Genomic DNA, 21600 nt, shown 5'->3' on the forward strand with positions numbered 1-21600 from the left:
CACAGTCGGGTTATGAACGGCAGATAACGTTATCCTGCCGCCTGTCCGACGGGGCGGCAGGCGATGATGCCACGATGGCCTTGTCGACGGAGTTCACGCGACTGTTCGGGGTACGGCATCCGATCGCACTGGCACCGATGGGCGGTTCGGCCGGTGGCGCGTTGGCGGCCGCCGTCTCGCAGGACGGTGGCCTCGGAATGCTCGGCGCGGCCCACGGCGATCGGCAGTGGCTGGACCGTGAGGCGAGGATGGTCGCCTCCGGCACGGATCAACCGTGGGGTGTCGGCTTCCTGACCTGGGCGATCGACGTCGGCGCGGTGGAACGTGCGTTGGCGTACGGACCCCGGGCGGTCATGTTCTCCTTCGGCGACCCGAGCCCGTTCGTGGAACGTGTCCGTCGGGCGGGAGCAATCCTGATCATCCAGGTCACAGATCTGGAAGAGGCCAGGCAGGCCCTGGACCTGGGTGCCGATCTGCTGGTGGCGCAGGGCACCGAAGCCGGTGGTCACGGGGCTCGGCGGGGACGGTCCACGCTGCCGTTCGTACCCGTCGTGGTGGACCTCGCGGCGCCGGTGCCGGTGCTGGCGGCCGGCGGGATCGCCGACGGCCGGGGCCTCGCCGCAGCCCTGGCCCTGGGCGCCGCCGGTGCCCTGATCGGCACTCGCTTCCAGGCCACCGCCGAGGCGCTGGTGAGCCCCGAGATCACCAGGGCGATCGTCGAAGGACGGGGCGAGGACACCGAGCGCAGCAGCGTGCTCGACATCCTGCGCGGCTCCCGCTGGCCGTCCAGGTACCCGGCCCGCACTCTCGGCCACCCCCACCTCGACCGGTGGCGCGGCCGTGAGGCCGAACTCGTCGGCGACCCCCGGGCCGGACAGGACTACCAGGACGACGTGGCCCTGGGCGTGATCCCTCCGCTACCGGTCTGGGCCGGCGAGGCCATCGACCTCATCACCGACCTGCCGTCCGCCGCCGGACTGGTCGGCACCCTGGCTCACCAGGCCGAGGAGGCCCTGGCAAGAGCGGGAAGGAGCTGACCGGCGGCCGGACCGGACCGGCCGGCGAGTCTCCCCGGTTGCCGAGCACCGGAGCGGGCGAACCGGTCTGCGTCAGCGGGTCGACACCTCGTCGGCCCGGTTCCTCGCCAGACGTCAGTGCGACTCGCGGGCCACCCGGTCTCCGCTGCCGCCCACCAGGAACCCCAGGTCGGCACCGGTGTCGGCGCCGAGCACGGTGTCGACGTAGAGCCGTTCCCAGCCCCGGGCCGGCCGGGCGAACGCCGTCGCCATCGCCTCGGCGAGCGGCCGGGCCGCCAGCTCGTCGGCCGGAATGTCGACGTCCAGCCGACGCGCCTCGACGTCCAGCACGATCGGGTCACCGGTGCGTACCCGACCGAGCGGCCCACCGGCGGCGGCCTCCGGCGCGACGTGCAGCACCACCGTCCCGTACGCGGTGCCGCTCATCCGGCCGTCGCAGATCCGCACCATGTCGCGTACGCCCTGGCGGAGCAGCTTCTCCGGCAGCGGCAGGTTGGCCACCTCCGGCATCCCCGGATAGCCCTTCGGTCCACAGCCGCGCAGTACCAGTACCGAGTCGGCGTCGACGTCGAGATCCGGGTCGTCGAGTCGGGCGTGCAGGTCCTCGACCGAGTCGAAGACGACCGCCCGACCCCGGTGCCGCAGCAGGTGCGGGGAGGCGGCGGCGGGCTTGATGATGGCACCGGCCGGCGCCAGACTGCCGCGCAGCACCGCGATCCCCGCCTCCGGCATCAGCGGCGCCTCACGGGACCGGATCACCTCCGGATCACTGATCTCGTGCCCGGCGAGGTAGTCGCCGATCGGTCGGCCGGTCACCGTCGGCGCGGCCGGATCGAGCAGGTCGGCAACCTGGTTCAACACCGCCGGCAGGCCACCGGCCCGGTGGAAGTCCTCCATCAGGAAGCGCCCGGCCGGTTGCAGGTCCACCAGCAGCGGTACGCCGCTGCCGAGCCGGTCGACGTCGTCCAGGGTGATCGGCACGCCGACCCGGCCGGCGATCGCCAACAGGTGCACCACCGCGTTCGTGGAGCCGCCCAGCGCGGCCAACGCGACGATCGCGTTCCGGAACGACGCCTCGGTCAACACCTGGCTCGGCCGGCGCTGCTCCGCGACCATCTCCACGATCAGCTTCCCGGTGCCGTGCGAGCGGGCCAGCAGCCGGCTGTCGGGCGCCGGCAGACCGGCCGTACCCGGCAGGGTCATCCCGAGCACCTCGGCGAGCAGCCCCATGGTGGAGGCCGTACCCATGGTGTTGCAGTGTCCCCGGCTGCGGATCATCGACGACTCGGAGGCGAGGAAGCCCTCCGGGGAGAGCGTGCCGGCGCGTACCTCCTCGGAGAGCCGCCACACGTCGGTGCCGCAGCCGAGCGGCACGCCCCGGAACGTGCCGGTCAGCATCGGGCCGCCCGGCACCACCACCGCCGGCAGGTCGACCGAGGCGGCACCCATCAGCAGCGCCGGAATCGTCTTGTCACAGCCGCCGAGCAGCACCACCCCGTCGACCGGGTTGGCCCGGATCATCTCCTCGATCGCCATCGCGGCCATGTTCCGCCACAGCATCGCGGTCGGCCGGACCTGCGTCTCCCCCAGCGAGACGACCGGCAGGTTGAGCGGCACCCCGCCGGCCTCCCAGATCCCGTTCGCCACGCTCGCCGCGACCTCGTCCAGGTGCCGGTTGCACGGGGTGAGGTCGGAGGCGGTGTTGGCGATCGCGATCTGCGGACGACCCTCGAAAGCCGAGTCCGGCACGCCGCGCCGCATCCACGCCCGGTGCAGGTAGGCGTTGCGGTCCGAACCGGCGTACCACTGATCACTCCGGAGTGCAGGCATACTCCCATTATCAAGAACATCTTCGGGTACGGCTCCCGCCGTCTTCGGCGGATCACCCGTCCGCCGCACCGCGTCGACGCGTACGGTGCGGTGAGCTGACCGTGCGTGCGTTCGTGGTGACCGGTCCGGGTACCGCCGAGGTGTGTGAGGTCCCGCCACCGGTCGCCGGCCCCGGCGAGGTCGTCGTCGACGTACTGCGGGCCGGGGTCTGTGGCACCGACGCGGAGTTCTTCTCCGGACACATGGCGTACCTGCACAGCGGCGACGCCCGCTATCCGCTCCGGATCGGGCACGAGTGGTGCGGGCTGGTGTCGTCGGTCGGCGCCGACGTGGACGAGGGTTGGCTGGGCCGACGGGTCACCGGCGACACCATGCTCGGCTGCGGCCGGTGCGCCCGGTGCGTCGGCGGACGGCAGCACCTCTGCGCGGACCGGTACGAGATCGGCATCCGGGGTGGCTGGCCAGGCGCGCTCGCCGAGCGGCTGCCGGTCCCGGTCCGGGCCCTGCACCCGCTTCCCGACCAGGTCGACGCGACGCTCGGCGCACTGGTAGAGCCGGGCGGCAACGCGCTACGGGTGGTCGAGGCGGCACAGGTCGGCCCCGGGCGGCGACTGCTCGTGCTCGGTCCCGGCACGATCGGCCTGCTGGTGGCGCAGATCGCGGCGGCCCGGGGTGCCGAGGTGCACCTGCTCGGCCGGGACGAAGACTCGCTCGACTTCGCCCGCCGACTCGGCTTCGGGTACGCCTGGACCGCGCGGACGCTGCCCGGCCCGGACGCGCTCGCCTTCGACGCGGTGGCCGACGCCGCCAACGACGAACGGCTGCCGGCGCTGGCGGTGGACCGGGTCGAGCCCGGCGGCCGGGTCGTCTACCTCGGTCTCGCCGAGCGGCCGAGCCTGCTCGACACCCGTCGGTTGGTGCTGAAGGACGTGACGGCGGTCGGGGTACTCAGCGCCTCCGGCGGGCTCGCCGGCACCGTCGAACTCTACGCGTCGGGAGCCGTCGATCCGCGCCCGCTGGTGGCGGCGACGGTGGGGCTGGACGACGTCGCGGCGGTGCTGCGTGGCGAGCGCGATCCCGACTGGGGCGCCGCCCCGAAAATCCACGTCGATCCGCAACGCTGACCGGTCCGACAGTCAGCCGGACGGGGTCGGGATGTTTCCGTTTTCGCCACCCGCGACCGACCACATTAGGCTGACCCGCATGTCACGCCCGACACCCGACCCGCCACCTCCCCGGAAGCTGGTGTGGGCCTCCAACGAGGTGCTCGCCCGGATCGGTGAGCAGGTCCAGCCGCAGGTCAGTCTGTCGAGGAAAATTGCGCTGGCGGCGACGACCGCCTTCGTCTTCACCTGGGTACCGGCCTTCCTCGCGTTGGCGATCACGACCCTCGCGGTGCCGTCGGCGACCGACGAGGCAGGCGTCGGGACGACCGCCTTCTGGGCACTCCAGCTCGCCGTCCTGATCGCGATCACGGCGGTGGTCAGCACGTGGCGGCGTAACGCCGAGCCCGACGCAGCCGGCGCGGAGACGCCGGGCCGACCGGCTCCGCTGCGTATCGCGATCCACGTGCTGGTCACCGGCACATGCGCGGCGTTGGTGCTGGCGGCGCAGGGGCTCTCCACCGGCCAGATCGCCTCGCTGACGATCGTGCTCGTCGCCGTACTGCACCTGTTGCCCGTGATCCTGGCCAGGCTGCTGCGACGAGGCCGTAGGCGGTCCCCCGCTCCTGCGGCTGATCCTGGTGCGACCGACCCGGTCCGATAAAGCGCTCGTCACCGATGCTCACGTCATCGGCGGCGGACCTGGTCGGCCCGATCGCGGCATCGTTACGCTTGCGCCGTGGCCGCATGGTTCGTACGTCGCGTCGTGCCGCGTGGCGAGCCGGACGGGGTGGCAGTCGCCTTCCTCGTCGGCGGCAGACGGACCGCCGTCTGGGCATCCATCGCGTCGTTGGGCAGCATGGGTGCGGTGGTTGTCGGGGCGGACGGCCAACTGACCTTTCCCGGGCCGACGCCGGAGCCGGACACCGTACCCTTCGCCGTGTTCACCGCACTGCGCGACGGCCCGGCCCGGCCGGCGGTGCTCGCGAGGGCACCCGGCGGCGCCGCACGGGTCAGTCGGCACGGCCGGCTTGCGGCCGAACCCGAGGTGGCCGCCGCCGTCGACCGGCTCCGCCAGCAGCTCGTGGCCGATGGCTGGCTCGGTAACCGGTCCGCGACCAGGCGACTGCTCGGCCGGCTGCGGAACGCGCACCGACACCTCGGGCCACAGTCGAACCCGGCCTGGCCCGTCTACGGGCCGCACGGCGCCGCAGTCGCGGTGGCACTCTTCGGCCAGAACGCGATCTGGCAGGCCGACCCACAGCTCGCCAGGGCGCTCGGACTGCCGTTGCCGGTCATGAAACACCGGCAGAGAAGCACACCCCCGGTCGACCAGGACGCCGACTGCGGCTGCTCGTGACGTCTCGCCGCAGAAGATCCCGCTGAGACCGCATCTCATTTGGGGTCGTTGCTGGTCGGCAGGTTGAGCCGGTCGGCTCGCCGGTAGCGGATCAGAGCGCAGGCCAGGCGCGGGAATCCGGTGAGATGAGAAGCTTTGCGTTCGTAGCGGTGGGCCAGCCGCCGGAACCTGGTGACCCACTCCAGGCAGCGTTCGATGACGTAGCGATGCCGGCCGAGGCGTGTCGATGACTCGACGCCCCTGCGCGCGATCCGGGCCCTTATCCCGCGCTGGGCGAGGGGTTGCGCAGGCTGCGTCGATCTGCGGTGGTCGCAGTCGTCGGTCAGGGGCTGTGTAGGTGGGTCGGGGTGGGAAGCGTTGGAGGACGCTTCCCGGACAGGCTGTCCACGTCGTGTCGTCACACAATCTCGGTCAACGTTCCCGGGCAGTACGGCTACGTCGTGTCGGTTCCGGGGATCGTGGGACCTTTCCACCATCTCACAGGTGGGGAAGTCCGCAGTGTGACTGTGCGGCGCTCACCATCGTCGCGGAGATCCACTGTCAATACCGTCGGCAAACGTGAATCAATCGACTAACACCTGGCGCTCACGTCTCGGCGGATGGGCGGTGTGGCTGGCCGTCGCGGCGGTCGTGGGAATCACCGTCATGGGCGAGGCCAGCGTGCAGCGGGCGGTCCCGATCGACGGTGCGACCGGCGTGTTCAGTGCCGGCCGGGCCGTCACCCATCTGGAGCGTTTCGCCACCGAGCCGCGTCCGTTGGGCAGCCCCGCCAGCGAACGCGCCCGGAACTACGTCGCCGAGGAACTGCGCGCGGCCGGGCTGACCGTCGAGATCCCGTCCGCTGTCGGAGTACGGGACGCGGCAGGGCTCGCCACCTTCGGTCGGGTCCAGAACGTCGTGGCGGTGCTGCCGGGCACCGATTCGACGGGCACGCTCCTCCTGGCCGCGCACTACGACTCGGCTGCGGTCAGCCCCGGCGCCTCGGACGACGGCGCCGCCGTGGCCGCGATCCTGGAGACCGTCCGGGCCTTGCGGGCCGGGCCGGCACTCCGCAACGACCTCGTGGTGCTGGTCACCGACGGCGAGGAGGATGGTCTGCTCGGCGCCGAGGCGTTCGTCCGCGAGCATCCGTTGGGCAGCCAGGGCGGGATCGCCCTCAACTTCGAGGCGCGCGGAGTCACCGGGCCGTCGGTCATGTTCGAGACCTCGCGCGACAACGCCGGACTGGTCAGTCTCTTCGCGGACGCGGCGCCACACCCGCGCGGCGATTCGTCCATGGTGGAGATCTATCGGCTGCTTCCCAACAACAGCGACTTCACCGCACTGTCCGGCGCGGGCTTTTCCGGCCTGAACTTCGCCTATTTCGAAGGTGCCGCGTTCTATCACACCGCCGGCGACTCACTGGCCAACCTCGATCGGGGTAGCCTCCAGCACCACGGCGAGAACATGCTCGCCGTGGCGCGGGCACTCGGTGAGAGCGACCTTCGCTCACTCGCCGCGAAACACGACCGCACCTACTTCCGGGTCCTCGGCGTCATGGTCGGTTATTCCGACGGGGCCGTGTGGCCGCTGGCCGTACTGTCGATCCTGGCCGTTATGGCATTCGCGGTCCTGGCCCACCGCCGACGGCACGCCACCGTGGGCGGCCTGCTCGCCGCGACCGGCTCGGCGCTGTTGCCTCTCCTCGTGGCGGCTGTGCTCGGTCAGGCGCTCTGGTCGCTTCTGGCGTGGCTGCAGCCGCAGTACGATGCGATGGGCGGCCTGCTGCACCAGCCTTTGCCGTTCCAGGCCGCGATGGCGGGCCTCGGCATCCTGGCAGTACTCGGCTGGCTTCTGCTGATGCGGCATCGGGTGGGTGGCGCAGCCATCGCGGTGGCCGGCGCGTTCTGGGTCGGCCTTCTCGGCGTGGTGTGCGCGGCGTACGCCCCGGGCGCCGCCTACCTTTTCACGATTCCCGCCCTGGTCTGCGCGCTCGCCGGTATCGTCGCCGTCGGTGTCGACCGCCTCTGGTTGAACGTCGCGACAATCGGGACGGCGGCGGCGATCTCGGCCGTGCTGCTCCCAGCCGTTATCCGTAACGTCTTCAACGGTGTCGGGCTCGTGTTCGGTGGCGCCGGCTCGCTCCTCGTCGTCCTACTCGGACTCACCCTTACGCAGGTGGTCGATCTCGTCTGGGTGGGCCGGTGGGCCAAGGAGGACAAGGCGCGCCGACCCGGCCGGCGCACGACGATCGCCGCTGCGGCCATGACGCTGCTGCTGGTGCTGGCCGGACTCTGGTTGAACACACCCGACACCGACCAACCGGGTCGCACCCACCTGGCCTACATCCTCGACAGCGGCACCGGCCAGGCGTTCTGGGTCAGCGCGGAGACCGAACCGACCGACTGGACCCGACGACACGTGTCCGGCACCGACACCTCCGGGCTGCCTCCCGGATACCAGCGCGGAACACTGTGGACCGGCGCCGCCTCGACTATCGACGCGCCAGGGCCGCAGGTCACGCTACGGTCGCGGACCATCGACTCCGTGACCGTGCACGTGGCGTCCCCGCGCGGCGCCCCTTCGGTAACGCTGCGGACCGAGGTACCGATCGTCGGCGCCACAGCGACGATGCCGGGCGAGGCCCCGGTGAGTGCCGTGGTCGAGGGCACCCGAGCCAACACCTGGCCGGGTGAGATCCGCTTCCGTGGCCTGCCGGCGGAGGGCGTCGAGATCACGGTCCGGATCGGCACCCCGGACGCGTTCCGGCTTACGGCGATCGACGAGACGCACGGCCTCGAGGACGCGCCCGGGTTCGTTCACCGGCCGGCAAACCTGGTTGCCGGGACCCGTGAGGACGGCGACATCGTGGCGGTCGCGACCACGTTCCCCGTCCCGGCCGCGCCGTAGGCGGCGATCGCTCGGCTCGCCTCGGCCGGCACCGCTACGTCGTCGAACGCTGCCTGGAGTGGGTCACCAGGTTCCGGCGGCTGGCCCACCGCTACGAACGCAAAGCTTCTCATCTCACCGGATTCCCGCGCCTGGCCCGCGCTCCGATCCGCTACCGGCGAGCCGACCGGCTCAACCTGCCGACCAGCAGCAACCCCAAATGAGATGCGGTCTGGGGGCGCGACGTGTCCGGGACCGACGACGTCATCGCTGTCGGGCGAGCGGGCCGCCTTCGTCGAATCGCCAGGTCGGGTAGCGGTCCGCCAGGTAGGGACGGTGGCCGTCCCAGTCGGCCGGCCCGAGCCGGCGTACCGGCGACAGGTGAAGCCCGTCGTCGAGGTCCTGCTGATAGCCCCACGCGAAGCCGACCAGCGGGACAACAAGCCGGGGGTCGACGTCCCAGGGGCCGACCGTCAGGAAGCTGTGCGCCTGCCACCGCACGGCGCCGACATGTCGTCGTGACGGAGCGTCGAACAGCGTCGGCCGGAACCCGTACCAGGCGAACGGTGCGGTGGAGTCGGCGAAGAGGTCGAACGGGTCGATGGTGAACGGATCCGTCGCACCAGGCTCCTGGACCAACTGCACCCAGCCCAACAGGGACCGGTATCCGTGGGCGCTGAACTCCACGGCCGCAGCGCAGACCGGCATCCCCAGATCACGCTCGTCCTTGCCGACGACCACCGGATCGGTGTTCGCCACCACCTCGACCAGTACCCGACCAGACTCGCCGCCGACATCGAACCCGATTTCCACGGGGTCATCCTCGCACCGGCCCCGGTGCACTCGACTGCCCGGCGGACTCCGGCGGCCTGAGCACGGCCAGCCCCACCAACACGGTCAGCACCATCCGCCAGGTCGCGGATCCGGCCAACAGGGCCGTCGCAGCACCGGGTGCGGTACTGCCCCGTCGGACCACACTTCCACCAACCTCGGTCTCTCACCGGGTTCGGTCGGCACCCTGTCTCCGGGCCTGCTCCAGTGCGGCAAGGACCACGTCCAGCCAACCGTCGAGCGGCCCGTTCAGCCGCCGAGCGGACCTTGCGGCTTGGTCGTCGTCGAGGCCCGGGGCGGCCCAGGGTCGATGGGGGCGGCCACCGGTCGTTGACGCATTCCGTGCCGCTCACTAGCCTGGGGCGACCTGTGCATACACAGGTATCACTACGGGGGAGGTAGTGCGGATCATGGCGCGCTTGAGCGGTAAGACCGCCCTGGTAACCGGCGGCAGCCGAGGCATCGGCCGGGCGATCGCCACCCGACTCGCGGCGGACGGCGCGCTCGTCGCCGTCCACTACGGCAGCAACGAGACAGCCGCGAAGGAGACCGTCAGCGCCATCACCGAGGCCGGTGGCCACGCGTTCGCGGTCGGCGCCGAGCTGGGCGTACCCGGCGACGCGGAGACGCTGTGGACCGCCTTCGACGCCGGACTCGCCGACACCGGCGCCGAACCGGGCCTCGACATCCTGGTCAACAACGCCGGCATCGCCAGTTCCAGCAACCTGACCGGCACCGACGAGGCCGAGTTCGACAGGATCTTCGCTGTGAACGTCAAGGCGCCGTTCTTCATCCTCCAGCGGGCCACGGGCCGGCTGCGGGACAACGGGCGGATCGTCAACATCTCCTCCGCCGTCACTCGCATCGCCGCACCCGGGACGCTTACCTACTCGGTGACCAAGGGTGCCCTCGACACCCTCAGCTTCACCCTGGCGAAGCAACTCGGCGCACGCGGGATCACGGTCAACGCGGTGGCACCCGGCATCGTCGACGTCGACAGCAACGCCCACGTGCTGCGGAACAACCCGCAACAGCTCGCCTTCTGGGGGTCGTTCTCCGCGTTCGGCCGGGTCGGTCAGCCCACCGACATCGCCGACGTGGTGGCCTTCCTCGCCTCCGACGACTCTCGCTGGGTCACCGGCCAGGTCATCGACGCGAGCGGCGGCGCCCGGCTGTAGCCCGTCCCCTCACGACGTCCGGGAGCGCATCTCTCGACGCGAAGACGACGCCGAGCACCGCGTTCATCAAGCCCGGGGACGGTTGTCGGCAAACCACGCGGTCGCGAAGTCGACCAGTTCGCGCTGGGACATCAGCCGTGCGGTCGAGTTGCCCACCCGGCCGATCTTCGTGGTGCCGGTGGCCTCGAAGGCGGCGCCGAGTCGGTCGAAGTCGCTCTCGTCGAGTTCCACGTCGACCCAGCTGGTCCACCGGTCGGTCCCGTCGGGCTGCCGCACCGAGGAACCGGTGACGGCCCGTGGTGCGGACGGCTGGCGCGACTCGGCCAGGTGCAGGGAGGTGTTGGAGTCGTGCCCGCACCCCAACAGCAGCACCTTGCCGTCGAGCCGGTAGATCGCCCCGAGCGGGGACTTCTCGCCCAGCGCGTCGTCCAGCCGGTGGTCGCCGACGATCGTCGACGCCTGCGCGCCGAGGGCGGCGAAGGAGACCTGCGGGTGGGTGCTGCGCAGCGCGCCGGGCCAGGTCCGGACCGCCTCGGCGATCACCCCCATCCAGCGGCTCGGTGTGCGGGCCGGGTCGAATCCCGGCGTCTCGTCGCGGATCACCTGCCACCACGATTCGGGTACGGGCGGGTGGCGCCAGCCGGCCGGGTCGGTGTTGTCGGGCGTGTGGGTCGGCACCACCACGGTTCCGGTCGCCCCGCACACGTCCACCAGCGACTGCACGACCGACTGGGTGCCGCCGGCCACGAATCCAAGGCTCCGTTGGGAGGCGTGCACCAGCAGCACATCGCCGGTGCCGACCCCCAGCGTGCGCAGGTCGGCCGCGAGCGACCTGGTGGTGTACGGCACCGACTGGTCCATCCGAGCAGCCTACGACTCCCATGCCCCCGATCGACGCGTGGCCGATCCGATCGCCGACCACGGCTCGCCGGTCCCGGACCACGGACGACGAACCACGGACCACGAATCGCGGACCACGGACCCCGGACCACGGACGGCCGGAACAGGCTTGCGAGAGAGCCCGACGAGCGCGCCCGCCGTCCGTCACACCCGGCCGGACGGATGGACGTGCTACAGCACCCGGCGTAGCCACTCCTCCACCCCGGCGATGTGCACGGTCGCCCAGGCCCTGGCCAGTTCCGGCTGCCCCGACGCGACCGCGTCCAGGATCGCCGCGTGCTGCTCCCGGGTCTTGCTGACCGCGCCCTCCTGGGTGAGCCCGCGCCAGACCCGGGCCCTCGTCGTCGGCCCGGAGAGGCTGTCCAGCAACGACGTCAGCACGTTGTTGCCGGCGCAGGCCGCGATCTGCCGGTGGAACTCCAGGTCGTTCGCGACCAGCTCGTCGATGGTCGGATCGTCCCCGAGCCCGTCCAGCACCGCCCGCAGCTTCTCCAGGTGTTGCTCGGTCATCCGCTGCGCCGCCAGCGCCGTCGCGGCCGGTTCCAGGATCCGGCGTACCTCCAGGAACTCCAGCACGGTGTCGTCGCGGTGGAAGTCGACGACGAAGCTCAGCGCGTCCAGCAGCAGCGCCGGGTCGAGGCTGGTGACGTACGTGCCGTCGCCCTGACGTACGTCGAGGACCCGGATCAGCGACAGCGCCTTGACCGCTTCCCGCAGCGAGTTGCGGGACAGGCCGAGCCGCTCGGCCAGGTCGGGTTCCCGGGGCAGCCGGTCACCGGGGCGCAGTTCACCGGCGACGATCATTTGTTTGATTTTGTCGATCGCCTCGTCTGTGACCGCCACGCGTTCCTCCCACGTCCTTCCGCCGTACCGCGAACACTAGGCGCCGGTCAGGTGCCGAGCCGGTAGGTCCGCACCGCCGTTTCGCCGAACACCGCCGACCGCTCGGCCGTCGACAGCGGCGGCAGTACCTCGATCAGCGCCGCCAGCACCGCGCCGTAGCCGGCGGCGAGCCGGCAGACCGGCCAGTCCGAGCCGAACATCAGCCGCGCCGGCCCGAACAGCCGGACCGCCTCGGCCACGAACGGCCGCAGGTCGGCCGGCAGCCACCGCGCCCAGTCCGCCTCGGTGACCAGCCCGGACAGCTTTGCCGTCACGTTCGGCGCCGCCGCCAGTTCGGCGACCGGGCCGGACCAGGCGGCCAGACCGGCGGCGCCGTCCCGGATCGCCGGCTTGCCCAGGTGGTCCAGCACGAATCGCAGCTCCGGCACCTCGCGGGCGACCCGGGCCACCGCCGACAACTGGTCCGCCCGGCACACCACGTCGAAGGCCAGTCCGGCTTCCGCGATGGTACGCAGCCCGCGCCGCACCTCCGGCCGGTCCAGGTACCCCGGATCGGTCTCGGCCTGCACCTGCGGCCGGATCCCGACCAGCAGCTCGCCACCGGGGAGCCGACGGTAGCCGGTGATCGTCTCGGCCAGTTCCGGATCGGCCGGGTCGGCCCAGGCGACCACCCCGGCGATCGCCGGACAGTCGGCGGCGTAGCCGAGCAGGATCTCCGCCTCGGCGGTGTCGCACCGGCCGCCCTCGACCAGTACCGTCCGGTCGATGCCGGCCAGGGTCAGCTCGGCGACCAGGTCACCGGGCTGGAACGAGCGGCGGATCGGGGCCAGCTCGGGGGCGTCCAGCCACCCGTAGCCGTCCTCGATCCGCCACAGGTGGTGGTGCGCGTCGACGATCACGGCGTACCGACCGGGTGGGTGGGTACCGGCGCGTCCGGGCGGAGCAGTCCCACGGTGACCAGCTCCGACCAGAACTCCCCGGGCGGCGCCCCGGCCGCGTGCAGTGCGGCGTTCCGGCGTACCTGCTCGGGGTTGTGCGCGCCGACCACCACCGAGGCGACCGTCGGGTGCGCCCCGGCGAAGGCGAGCGCCGCCGCCGGCAGCGTGGTGCCGTGTTCGGCGCAGACGGTGGCGATCGCCCGGGCCCGGTCCAGGATCTCGGCCGGGGCGTCGGCGTAGTCGTACGGAAGTCCGGCGTGCGGCCGGTCGACGGCGAGCAGCCCGCTGTTGAAGACGCCCGCGTTCAGCACCGAGACGCCGCGCCGCCCGCACTCCGGCAGCAGGGTGTCCAGCGCCGGCTGCTCCAGCAGGGTGTACCGGCCGGCCACCATCACCGCGTCGACCTCGGTCTCGGCGACGAACCGGTGCAGCACCTGCCACTGCTTCGAGCCGACCCCGATCGCGCCGACGACACCCTGTGCCCGCAGCTCGTGCAGGGCCGGATAGCCCTGCTCCAGCGCCTGCGCCTGGTGGTCCTCCGGGTCGTGGATGAGTACCAGGTCGATCCGGTCCAGCCCGAGTCGGACCAGGCTCGCCTCCAGCGACCGCCGTACCCCGTCCGCGCTGAAGTCCCAGAGCCGCCGGTGGTCGGCCGGTACGTCGAAGCCCTCGTCGTCCCGCCGACCCGCCCCGGACCGGTCCGGTACGAGCAGCCGCCCGACCTTGCTGCTCACCGTGTATTCCTCGCGCGGCAGCGTACGCAGCGCGTCGCCGAGCCGGCGTTCGGAGAGGCCGAGCCCGTAGTGCGGGGCGGTGTCGAAGTAGCGGATGCCGGACTCCCAGGCCGCCGCCACGGTCGCGAGCGCCTCGGCCTCGCCGACCGCCGTGTAGAGGTTGCCGATCGGGGCGCAGCCGAGGCCCAGCGGGCTCACGACCACCTTGGAGTGCCCCACCCTGTTCCCCGTCATGCCGTCTCCTCGTCGCGTTCTGGCAAGTCGCGTGCTGGCGACCCGTCGCGTGGCGGCGACTCGTCGCGGATCGGCAGCTCCCAGACCATTGACAGGCCCGAGTCGTTGCCGGAGTAGTCGTCCCGGACCTCCAGCAGCTCCGCCATCCGGGCCTGCCAGGGCACGTTCGCCGGATGGTCGCGCAGCTCGTGCCGCATCCGCTGGTAGTCCTCCACCTCCACGAGGTGGAAGAGGTCCTGCCCGTCCCGCCAGATCCGCCAGTTGTGCACCCCGGCGGCGCGCAGCGCGCTGTCCAGTTCGGCGGGGATGACCTGGTGGACGCTGTCGTAGTCAAGCTCCCGCCCCGGCTTGAGCCGGGTGTGCAGGGCGATCCGCTGCATCGCTGCGAAGCTCCTTCCAATGCCTGTCCGGCCGGGCCGGGACCCGGTCCCGCGGGTCGGCGTGACCACGGGACCGGGCCGGCAGCCGCCGGGTGGAGCTAGTCCTGCGCCTTGCCGGAGGTGAGCCGGGCCAGGATCAGCGCGATCAGGATGATGGCGCCGTAGATGGCCTGGATCCACTGGGCGGAGACCCCGGCGAGGGTCAGGATGTTGTTGATCAGGCCGAGCACGACGACGCCGCAGAGCGCGCCGAAGAGCGTGCCCTTGCCGCCGTCGAGGCTGATCCCGCCGATCACCGCGGCGGCGAAGACGGTGAAGATCATGCCGTCGCCCTGTGCCGCCGCGACCGAGCCGAGCCGGCCGGTCATCAGCAGTCCGGCCAGTGCCGCGAGCAGCCCGCCGACCATCAGGATGATCCAGACCACCCGGTCGGTACGGATGCCCGCCGCCCGGGCCGCGTCGGTGTTGCCGCCGATCGCGTAGACCGCCCGGCCGTGCCGGAAGAACCCGAGCGCGGCGATGCCGACGACGAACAGCGTCCCGCTGATCCAGATCGACGCCGGTACGCCCAACCAGACGGCGTTGCCGAGGTAGAGCACGGACGGCGGGATGTCGAAGAGGTTCTGCCCGCCGGTGATGCCGATCTGGAGGCCCCGCAGCACGATCAGCATGCCCAGCGTCACGATGAAGGCCGACAGTTTGAACCGCAGGATCAGCAGCCCGTTGAACGCCCCGATCGCCATGCCGGCGAGCAGGCAGATCGGGATGGCGAGGGCGGCCGGCAGCTCGGTGCCGAGCCCGTTGCTGGCGGCCGGGATGACCAGGGCCAGGGCGAGCGCCGGGGCGAGCCCGATCGTCGACTCCAGCGACAGGTCGAACTTGCCGGCGATCAGGATGATCGCCTCGGCGAGTACGAGCAGGGCCAGTTCGGTCTGCTGTTGCAGCACGTTGGTGATGTTGGCGGCGGACAGGAACACCGGGTCGATGATCGCGCCCACCACGACGAGCAGCAGGATCGCGGGGACCAGGGCGAGGTCCCGCAGCCTGGCCAGCGGTACCCGGCCGCCCAGTCCGGGCCGGCCCGGCGCCGGGGCCGGCGGCTTGGCGATTGTCTGGGTGCCGGTCACGGCTCCTCCACTCCTTCTACTGCGGTCACCAGCTCGGCGTCGGCCCAGCCCCGGGAGACCTCCCGGACCACCCGTCCGTGGAACATCACCAGCACCCGGTCGCACGAGCGCAGGTCGTCAAGCTCGTCGGAGACGATCAGCACCCCGGTGCCCCGGGCGGCGGCCTCGGTGACCGCGCGCAGCAGGGAGTCCTTGGAGCGGACGTCCACCCCGGCGGTCGGGCTCACCATCACCAGCGCCTTCGGGTCGTTCGACAGGGCGCGGGCGAGTACCACCTTCTGGGCGTTGCCGCCGGAGAGGCCGTTGACCGGCTGGTGCGGACCGTCGGTCTTGATGTCGTACATCTCGATCATGCGCTGGGCCACGGCACGCTGCCGGGCCGGTGCGACGATTCCGGCCGGCCCGAGCCGGTCGGTGATCGGCAGGGTGGCGTTCTCCGCCACCGAGAGCAGCGGTACCAGCCCTTCCCGGTGCCGGTCCTGCGGCAGGTAGCCGAGACCGGCGGCGAGCGCGGCGGGCACGCTGCCCGGCTTCGGGGTGTTGCCGGCCAGGCTGACCGTACCGGTGTCGGCGCGGCGCAGCCCGGCGATCGTCTCGGCCAGCGCCACCTTGCCGCTACTGCCCGAGCCGATCAGTCCGACCAGTTCACCGGCCCGCACCTTCAGGTCGATGTCCTCGTAGAAGCCCGACAGGCCGAGCCCGGCCACGTCGAGCACCACCGGGGCGCTGTCCGGTACGGCCGGCCGGTCGACGCCGGCCAGGGTCTCCCCCGCGTCGCCGGTCATCGCGGCGACCAGTGCCTCCCGGGAGAGCGTGTCGACCGGCTGGGTCAGGATGTGCCGGGCGTCGCGCAGCACCGTGACGTTCTGGCAGACCTCGTACACCTCCTGGAGGTGGTGCGAGATGAACAGGAAGGTCACTCCGGCGGCCTGCAACTCGCGCATCCGGTCGAAGAGGCGTTCGATCGCGGCACCGTCGAGCTGTGCGGTCGGCTCGTCCAGGATGATGAACGTGGCGCCGAACGACAGCGCACGGGCGATCTCGACGAGCTGCCGCTGCTCCACGGTGAGGCTGCCGGCCAGCGCGGCCGGGTCGACGGCCACGCCGTACCCGTCGAGCAGGTCGGCGGCGCGGCGCCGCAGGCCGCGCCAGTCGATCAGCCCGCGACCGGCCTGGCGGTTGAGGAAGAGGTTCTCCGCGACCGTCAGGGTCGGGATGATCGTCGACTTCTGGTAGACGCAGGCGACCCGTTGCCGCCAGGCGTCCCGGTCGGCCAGGGCCGGCGCGGGCGTTCCGTCGAACTGCACGTGGCCGCTGTCCGGCCGCTGCAACCCGGTGAGGATCGAGACCAGGGTGGACTTGCCGGCGCCGTTGCGCCCGACGAGGGCGTGCGTCTCGCCCCGGGCGATGGTGATGCCGGCGGAGTGCAGGGCGACCGTCGCGCCGTACCGTTTCGAGATGTCGCGGGCCTCCGCGGCCGGGGCGACGGCCCCGGCCACGGTGCCTGCGGTCTGCGTCTGACCGGTCATCACTTGCCGATCTGGTTTCCCCAGAGCGCCGGATCGTCGACGTTCTCCTTGGTGACCAGTGGTGCGGAGATCTGGTCCTCGAGGCCGTTTCCGACGTCGATGATGGTGCTGTTGTGGTCGGTCGGGCCGGGCTGGAAGGTCTTGCCCTCGGCCGCCGCCTTGGCGTAGTAGAGCGCCCACTTCGCGTAGAGGTCGGCGGGCTGGGAGACGGTGGCGTCGATCTCGCCCTTGCGGATCGCCTCGAACTCCTGCGGGATGCCGTCGTTGGAGACGATGAAGATGTGCTTGGGGTCGGTCGGCGGCACCAGCAGGTTCTTGGCCTTCAACACCTGGAGCGTCGGCGCCAGGAAGACGCCGCCGGCCTGCATGTAGATGCCCTTGATGTCAGGGTGCTGGGCGAGCCGGGTCTGGAGTGCGGCGGCGGCCTTCGGCCCCTCCCACTCGGTCGGCTCCTCGAAGATGGTGATGCCGGGGAACTTCGTCTTCATGCACTCGGCGAACGCCTCGGAGCGGTCCCGGCCGTTGATCGAGGAGAGCGAGCCCTGGAACTCGATCACCTTGCCCTTGCCGCCGAGCTTCTCGCCGAGGAACTCGCAGGCCTTCTGGCCGTACGCCCGGTTGTCGGCCCGGACGACCATGAAGACCTTGCCCTTGTCGGGGCGGGTGTCGACGGAGACCACCGGGATCTTCTTCGACTCCAGCGTGGTCAGGGTGCTGGCGATCGCGCCGGTGTCCTGCGGCGCCATCACGATCGCCTTGGCGCCCTGGCTCACCATCGCCTGCACGTTCGCCACCAGCTTGGCGACGTCGTTCTGCGAGTTGGTCGGCGACATCAGGTTGATGTCGTACTCCTTGGCGTACTGCGGGACGTACTTGGCGTACGAGTTCCAGAAGTCGGAGTCGGCGCGGGGCAGGTCGATGCCGATCTGCGGGCTCTGCCCGGCCCCGGCGCCCGTCTCCGACGGCGACGAGTCGCCACAGGCGACCGTGCCGACGGCGAGCGTCGCGGCCATCGCGATCCCCGCCAGGGACTTGGCGGTACGTCTCACTGTGGTCCTCCATCCGGTGCGGATACGGTGGGTAATTCTTGGAGGCAATCGGAAACACGCGGGTAATACATCGGATGTCTATCAGCCCGCCCCTGGCCCCGCAAGACCCAGAACCGGCAATCTCCCGGTCCGTTACCGGGCAGGCGGAATCGTTACATCGGATGACCGTGCAACGGCGGGCTGGACACCGATCGGTGGGCAGCATGGAGCGCGGGACCGGCGACCCTGCCCGGGGTCGCCGGTCCACATCGAAGGGCCGAGGGCCGCGCCCTCAGCTCGACAGGACGGGGTGCTCCGCCCGCCGGAACGGGCCTCGGCTCGGCGGGGGCGGGATGCTCCGCCCGCCGAGCTGTCGGCCTCAGCTCGGCGGGGCGGGGCGTAGTCGTAGTCCGTGCATGCCGCCGTCCACGCCGAGCACCGTGCCGGTGGTCGCCCCGGACAGCGGGCTGGCCAGGTAGGCGATCGCCGCCGCCACCTCGTCCGCGCCGACCAGCCGGCCGGTGGGCTGGCGGGCCTGTAGCGCGGCGAGTTCCGCCGCCGGATCGTCGGCGGCGCCGAGGAGTCGGCGTACCCAGGGGGTGTCCACGGTGCCGGGGTTGACGCAGTTGACCCGGATCCCCTCCCGGACGTGGTCGGCCGCCATCGCCAGGGTCAGCGACTGCACGGCCCCCTTGCTGGCGCTGTAGAGCGCCCGGTTGGGCAGTCCGGCCCAGGCCGCGATCGAGCAGGTGTTGACGATCGCGGCGGACGCCGAGCGGCGCAGGTACGGCAGCGCGGCCCGGGTCACCCGGACCATGCCGACCACGTTCACGTCGAGTACCCGGTGCCACTCGTCGTCCGGGTTGGTCTCGACGGTGCCCTGCGCGCCGATCCCGGCGTTGTTGACGAGTACGTCGATGCCGCCGAGCGCCCGGGCCGCGGCGGCGACCCCGACGCGTACCGAGGCGTCGTCGGAGACGTCGGCGCTGATCCCGAGCAGTGGTTCGGGAACACCGCCCGGGTTCAGGTCCAGGCAGGCGACCCGGGCACCTCGGGCCGCCAGCAGGGTGGCGGTGGCCAGTCCGATCCCGGAGGCGCCACCGGTCACCACCGCCGTCAGCCCGGCGAACTCGCCCCGGCCGGCGCCTCCCCCGTCACCGGGGACGTTCTCGCTGGTCACGGCACCGCCACCTCGGCCGGCGGGGTTTCCACCCCGGGCGCGCCGGTCGGCGGAGTCGTCGCCCCGTTGGCCGTGGCCCCCGCCTCGGCCGTCGCCGGGGCCGCCCAGACCGGGCCGTCCGGGTAGGCGTACTCGGTCAGGGTCTCCGGGCGCATGGTGGCGCTGAAGCCGGGTGCGGTCGGTGCGACGTACCGGCCCTTGCGGATCACCACCGGGTCGACGAAGTGCTCGTGCAGGTGGTCGACGTACTCGATGACCCGGTCCTGCATCGAGCCGGAGACGGCGACGTAGTCGAACATCGACAGGTGCTGGACGAGTTCGCAGAGCCCGACGCCGCCCGCGTGCGGGCAGACCGGTACGCCGAACTTCGCCGCCAGCAGCAGGATCGCGATGTTCTCGTTGACCCCGGCGACCCGGCTGGCGTCGATCTGCACGTAGGAGATCGCGTCGAGCTGGAGGAGCTGCTTGAAGACGACCCGGTTGGCGACGTGTTCGCCGGTGGCAATCCGGACCGGGGCGAGTTCCCGGGCGATGGTGGCGTGCCCGACGACGTCGTCCGGGCTGGTCGGCTCCTCGATCCAGTACGGGTCGAACGGCGCCAGCTCGCGTACCCAGGAGATGGCCTGCGGCACGTCCCAGCGCTGGTTGGCGTCGACCGCGATCCGGATGTCCGGTCCGCAGGTCTGTCGGGCGATGCCCATCCGCCGGATGTCGTCGGCGAGGTCGGCGCCGACCTTCAGCTTGATCTGGGTGAAGCCGTCGGCCAGCGCCTCCTTGCAGAGCCGGCGCAGCTTCTCGTCGTCGTAGCCGAGCCAGCCGGGCGAGGTGGTGTAGGCGGGGAAGCCCTCGCTCAGCAGGTGTTCCTCGCGCTCGGCCCAGCCGGGGCGGGCGTCGCGGAGGATCTGGAGAGCCTCGTCCCGGGTGAGCGCGTCGCTGAGGTAGCGGAAGTCGACCAGGTCGACCAGTTCCTCCGGGCTCATCCGGGCCAGCAGTCGCCAGAGCGGCAGCCCGGCCCGCTTGGCCCGCAGGTCCCAGAGCGCGTTGACCACGGCGGCGATCGCCATGTGCATGACGCCCTTCTCCGGGCCGAGCCAGCGGAGCTGCGAGTCGTGCACCAGCTCGCGCCAGAAGCCGCCGAGGTCGGCCAGGACCGCCTCGACCGAGCGACCGACCAGGTACGGCCGCAGCGACGCGATCGCCGCCGCCTGTACGTCGTTGCCCCGCCCGATGGTGAAGGCGAAGCCGTGCCCCTCGTGCCCGTCCCCGGCGTCGGTGCGGATCAGCACGTACGCGGCCGAGTAGTCGGGGTCGGGGTTCATCGCGTCGGAGCCGTCGAGTTCCCGGGAGGTCGGGAAGCGGATGTCGGCGATGTCCAGTCCGGTGAAGATCATGCCTGCCCCATCGTCTGGCGCTGCCGTCCCAGCCCGTCGATTTCGAGTTCGACGACGTCACCGGCGCGCAGGTACGGCTTCGGCTCGGGTTGGCCGAGCGCGACGCCGGCCGGGGTGCCGGTGTTGATGACGTCGCCGGGGTGCAGCACCAGGAACTGGCTCAGGTAGTGCACGATCTCGGCCACCGGGAAGACCATGTCCTTGGTGTTGCCGTCCTGCTTCAGCACGCCGTTGACCCGCAGCCGCAGCCCGAGGTCCTGCGGGTCGGCCACCTCGTCGGCGGTGACCAGCCACGGGCCGAGCGGGTTGAAGGTCTCGCAGTTCTTGCCCTTGTCCCACTGGCCGCCGCGTTCGAGCTGGAACTCCCGCTCGGAGACGTCGTGCGAGACGGCGTAGCCGGCGACGCAGCCGAGCGCCTCTTCGGGGCTGGCCAGGTAGCGGGCGGTCCGCCCGATCACCACGGCCAGTTCGACCTCCCAGTCGGTCTTGGTGCTGCCGCGCGGCACCAGCACCTCGTCGTCCGGGCCGATCACGGTGTCCGGGGCCTTCATGAAGACCACCGGCTCGGTCGGCAGCGGGGCGCCGGTCTCGGCGGCGTGGTCCCGGTAGTTCAGGCCGATGCAGATGATTTTTCCCGGCCGCAGCGGTGGCCCGACCCGTACGTCGTCGGGAAGGACCGGCAGTCCCTCGACGTCGATCCCGGCCAGCCGCTCGATGCCGCCGTCGGCCAGGAACGATCCGTCCAGGTCATCTACCACTCCACCGAGGTCGCGTAACCGCCCGGCCTCGTCCAGCAGCGCCGGGGTCTCCTGCCCCGGTGCGCCCACCCGCAACAGCCTCACCCGTCGCCCCCAGACTTCCGTCGTAACCCGTCAGCAATACATCCGATGTCTATCAGGTGGGCTCGTCAGGACACAAGCCCGGGGCGGTAATCGCGGGTCAACCGGTACCCCCGTCAGGCCACTCCCGACAGCGGACGGAACAAGGAGCCTACCGGGCAATATGCCGGTGACCAGGTAACCCGGCCCAAGATCCTCTCTTGTTTCTGCCGGGTGACCTTTGTAACCTCATCGCCAAACATCGGATGCGTGCCGGACGCGTGGTCGTGG

General features: G+C 71.5%; 19 protein-coding genes. 6 read left to right on the top strand and 13 right to left on the bottom strand.

The genetic code is table 11. The features are described 5' to 3' along the window. Positions 1-74 precede the first annotated feature (74 nt). The gene (locus Pen02_RS35290; protein ID WP_203870529.1) at positions 75-1037 is read left to right on the top strand and encodes an NAD(P)H-dependent flavin oxidoreductase; all 963 of its coding nucleotides are present in this window, start codon (positions 75-77) and stop codon (positions 1035-1037) included. Between the two features lie 114 nt (positions 1038-1151). On the opposite strand, the gene Pen02_RS35295 is transcribed toward Pen02_RS35290, so the two are convergent. Then, entirely contained in the window at positions 1152-2867 is a 1716-nt protein-coding gene (locus Pen02_RS35295; RefSeq protein ID WP_203870530.1) for a dihydroxy-acid dehydratase, read from the bottom strand. Positions 2868-2968: 101 nt separating this feature from the next. On the opposite strand from Pen02_RS35295, the gene Pen02_RS35300 reads away from it, so the two are divergent. The 4 genes from Pen02_RS35300 (at position 2969) to Pen02_RS35315 (ending at position 8219) form a co-directional block, all read left to right on the top strand. Continuing rightward, positions 2969-3991 carry a zinc-dependent alcohol dehydrogenase gene (locus Pen02_RS35300; RefSeq protein WP_203870531.1) on the top strand — a complete coding sequence of 341 codons (1023 nt, stop codon included), beginning with the start codon at positions 2969-2971 and terminating at the stop codon, positions 3989-3991. A 79-nt stretch (positions 3992-4070) separates the two neighbouring features. After that, on the top strand, positions 4071-4634 hold the full coding sequence (locus tag Pen02_RS35305; RefSeq protein ID WP_203870532.1) for a hypothetical protein: 564 nt from the start codon (positions 4071-4073) through the stop codon (positions 4632-4634). A 75-nt stretch (positions 4635-4709) separates the two neighbouring features. Continuing rightward, the gene (locus Pen02_RS35310) at positions 4710-5330 is read left to right on the top strand and encodes a hypothetical protein (protein ID WP_203870533.1); all 621 of its coding nucleotides are present in this window, start codon (positions 4710-4712) and stop codon (positions 5328-5330) included. Positions 5331-5888: 558 nt separating this feature from the next. Then, the gene (locus tag Pen02_RS35315; protein WP_203870534.1) at positions 5889-8219 is read left to right on the top strand and encodes a M28 family peptidase; all 2331 of its coding nucleotides are present in this window, start codon (positions 5889-5891) and stop codon (positions 8217-8219) included. A 243-nt stretch (positions 8220-8462) separates the two neighbouring features. On the opposite strand, the gene Pen02_RS35325 is transcribed toward Pen02_RS35315, so the two are convergent. Beyond that, a complete protein-coding gene (locus Pen02_RS35325; RefSeq protein WP_203870535.1) occupies positions 8463-9011 on the bottom strand; it encodes a hypothetical protein in 549 nt (182 codons plus the stop codon). A gap of 428 nt (positions 9012-9439) precedes the next feature. On the opposite strand from Pen02_RS35325, the gene Pen02_RS35330 reads away from it, so the two are divergent. After that, positions 9440-10207, top strand: a complete 768-nt coding sequence (locus tag Pen02_RS35330; protein WP_203870536.1) for an SDR family oxidoreductase — start codon at positions 9440-9442, stop codon at positions 10205-10207. Positions 10208-10273: 66 nt separating this feature from the next. On the opposite strand, the gene Pen02_RS35335 is transcribed toward Pen02_RS35330, so the two are convergent. From Pen02_RS35335 to Pen02_RS35385, 11 genes are all read right to left on the bottom strand, one after another. After that, positions 10274-11068 (bottom strand): AAC(3) family N-acetyltransferase, encoded by a 795-nt coding sequence (locus tag Pen02_RS35335; protein ID WP_203870537.1) that lies wholly within the window; start codon positions 11066-11068, stop codon positions 10274-10276. A 210-nt stretch (positions 11069-11278) separates the two neighbouring features. Then, a complete protein-coding gene (locus tag Pen02_RS35340; RefSeq protein WP_203870538.1) occupies positions 11279-11950 on the bottom strand; it encodes a FadR/GntR family transcriptional regulator in 672 nt (223 codons plus the stop codon). A gap of 47 nt (positions 11951-11997) precedes the next feature. Beyond that, positions 11998-12849 carry an amidohydrolase family protein gene (locus Pen02_RS35345; RefSeq protein ID WP_203870539.1) on the bottom strand — a complete coding sequence of 284 codons (852 nt, stop codon included), beginning with the start codon at positions 12847-12849 and terminating at the stop codon, positions 11998-12000. After that, on the bottom strand, positions 12846-13856 hold the full coding sequence (locus Pen02_RS35350; protein WP_203870540.1) for an aldo/keto reductase: 1011 nt from the start codon (positions 13854-13856) through the stop codon (positions 12846-12848). Before Pen02_RS35350 ends, Pen02_RS35345 begins: the two co-directional genes overlap by 4 nt. Continuing rightward, positions 13853-14236, bottom strand: a complete 384-nt coding sequence (locus Pen02_RS35355) for an L-rhamnose mutarotase (protein ID WP_203870541.1) — start codon at positions 14234-14236, stop codon at positions 13853-13855. The genes Pen02_RS35350 and Pen02_RS35355 overlap by 4 nt, the downstream gene beginning before the upstream one ends. Before the next feature lie 98 nt (positions 14237-14334). Continuing rightward, positions 14335-15363, bottom strand: coding sequence for an ABC transporter permease (locus tag Pen02_RS35360; RefSeq protein ID WP_203870542.1), 1029 nt, complete (start codon positions 15361-15363; stop codon positions 14335-14337). Further along, positions 15360-16892: a sugar ABC transporter ATP-binding protein gene (locus tag Pen02_RS35365; protein ID WP_203870543.1), complete on the bottom strand. Its 1533-nt coding sequence runs from the start codon at positions 16890-16892 to the stop codon at positions 15360-15362. The genes Pen02_RS35360 and Pen02_RS35365 overlap by 4 nt, the downstream gene beginning before the upstream one ends. Further along, complete coding sequence (locus tag Pen02_RS35370) at positions 16892-17941, bottom strand: sugar ABC transporter substrate-binding protein (protein ID WP_239141820.1); 1050 nt, start codon at positions 17939-17941, stop codon at positions 16892-16894. Before Pen02_RS35370 ends, Pen02_RS35365 begins: the two co-directional genes overlap by 1 nt. Positions 17942-18299: 358 nt before the next feature. Beyond that, positions 18300-19100 carry an SDR family NAD(P)-dependent oxidoreductase gene (locus Pen02_RS35375; protein WP_203870544.1) on the bottom strand — a complete coding sequence of 267 codons (801 nt, stop codon included), beginning with the start codon at positions 19098-19100 and terminating at the stop codon, positions 18300-18302. Beyond that, positions 19097-20491, bottom strand: coding sequence for an L-fuconate dehydratase (locus Pen02_RS35380; protein ID WP_203870545.1), 1395 nt, complete (start codon positions 20489-20491; stop codon positions 19097-19099). The genes Pen02_RS35375 and Pen02_RS35380 overlap by 4 nt, the downstream gene beginning before the upstream one ends. Continuing rightward, the gene (locus tag Pen02_RS35385; protein WP_275413648.1) at positions 20488-21318 is read right to left on the bottom strand and encodes a fumarylacetoacetate hydrolase family protein; all 831 of its coding nucleotides are present in this window, start codon (positions 21316-21318) and stop codon (positions 20488-20490) included. Before Pen02_RS35385 ends, Pen02_RS35380 begins: the two co-directional genes overlap by 4 nt. Positions 21319-21600: the final 282 nt, after the last annotated feature.

The sequence above is a fragment of the Plantactinospora endophytica genome, assembly GCF_016862915.1.
GTDB lineage: Bacteria > Actinomycetota > Actinomycetes > Mycobacteriales > Micromonosporaceae > Plantactinospora > Plantactinospora endophytica.